The 1,370-nt window shown below is 72.8% G+C and carries 3 protein-coding genes; 2 read left to right on the plus strand and 1 reads right to left on the minus strand.

Annotated elements, in window-relative coordinates; genetic code table 11:
- Window positions 1-33: 33 nt before the first annotated feature.
- Window positions 34-234, plus strand: a complete 201-nt coding sequence (locus AC068A_RS03510; protein WP_478580115.1) for a hypothetical protein — start codon at window positions 34-36, stop codon at window positions 232-234.
- 102 nt (window positions 235-336) lie between these two features.
- Window positions 337-504, plus strand: a complete 168-nt coding sequence (locus tag AC068A_RS03515; protein WP_478580117.1) for a hypothetical protein — start codon at window positions 337-339, stop codon at window positions 502-504.
- A gap of 121 nt (window positions 505-625) precedes the next feature.
- Here the strand turns inward: AC068A_RS03515 and AC068A_RS03520 are convergent, their stop codons facing one another.
- On the minus strand, window positions 626-1,183 hold the full coding sequence (locus AC068A_RS03520; protein WP_478580119.1) for a superoxide dismutase family protein: 558 nt from the start codon (window positions 1,181-1,183) through the stop codon (window positions 626-628).
- Between the last annotated feature and the right edge of the window lie 187 nt (window positions 1,184-1,370).

A 1,370-nucleotide genomic window follows, 5' to 3' on the forward strand; every position in this document is an offset into this window, starting at 1 on the left:
TCCGTATCACGGTCAAGTCGTACCATCCCCACCATGACGATCGATGTCCTCGCCGAAGACCTCCAGCCCGGCAACCTTCTTGAGCTCTCGACGGAGTCCGGCACTCAAGTCCTCCGGTTGACTCTTGTGGAGCGGCGCATCCACGGCATCAAGATCATGGGTCGCAACCAGCAGGGAATCCTCTACTCCAGCGGCATGAAGTACGGCCAGCTGGCGCGGTGCGTTCAGCCGTAGGGCATGGCACCAGCCCTCCCATAGCAGTTACGGGACAGCCCTTAGGACGCGATTTGAAGCGGCCGTCGTGGCGGGCGAGGCCGTGTCGGGGGTGACGCGGACATGGATTCGGTGCTCCTGTGGCAGGGGCGCCTGCCCGTGGCCGGACGCACCGCGATCGTGCCCGACGACTTCTCCCCGCACCCGACTGCGAGGACGGGCGCCCGAGTCGGCGACCGGGCCGCGGCCGACAGCGTCGACTTCGCCTGCACGCCGACCGACAGTGCCTGATCACGCCGGCCACGAGGAGCCGGGCAGCATGATCCGCCGCTACGTCATCCGGCGGAACGGGCACGCCCCCGACGAACGGCCACGCGAGGTGGTCAACAAGCGAACGTCGCCTGATGCGGCACTAGACGAAGGGCACGGTGATGCACGCGAGGCGCGGGCCGGCGCTCCCCGCGTGGCCGGCCATGGTGTGGGTCGCGTGCTCGTGCACCACGACCGAGCGGGCCTCGCCGGGCCGGAACCGCCAGTCGACGGACGTCTGCGAACGGCCGCGGCCGCGCGCGTCCGTGGTCAGGTCCAGCCAGGTCTCGTTGCGCGGATTGGCGTACACGGCGTCGACGGAGGGCTGCACCGGGTCGACGGCGTCCTGGTAGTGCGCGCCGGCGTCCTCGGGATCGGCCCCGCACGGCTTGCGGTGCACGTGGGCGCCGAAGGTCCGGCCGGGCTCGACGCCCCCCAGCAGGAGCTCGATCCAGGTGCCGTGCTCGCCGGTCCGCTCCGTCACGCGGATCCGGCTGCCGATCGGTACGGGCCCGGGCTCGTAGGTGACCGCCCCGTACCCGGCGTCGTCGGGCTCCCGGAAGGCCGCGGCGACGCTCACCTCGCCCTGCTCGGGGCTCGGGGTGCCCACGCCTGCCGTCAGGGCCAGCGATGCGGCGAGCACCGTCGTCATCAAGGCCATCTCGGCGCTCCTCGGTCGGGTGTGCAGGCAGCACCCCATACTGACCTACAGTCCGCCGCCCCACGACTCAGGCGCGGGGGGGGGGGGGGGGGGGGGGGGGGGGGGGGGGGGGGGGGGGGGGGGGGGGGGGGGGGGGGGGGAGGGGGGGGGGGGGGGGGGTGGGGGGGGTGGTGGGGGGGTAGCGAAA

It is taken from the genome of Streptomyces sp. NPDC043854 (assembly GCF_056436005.1).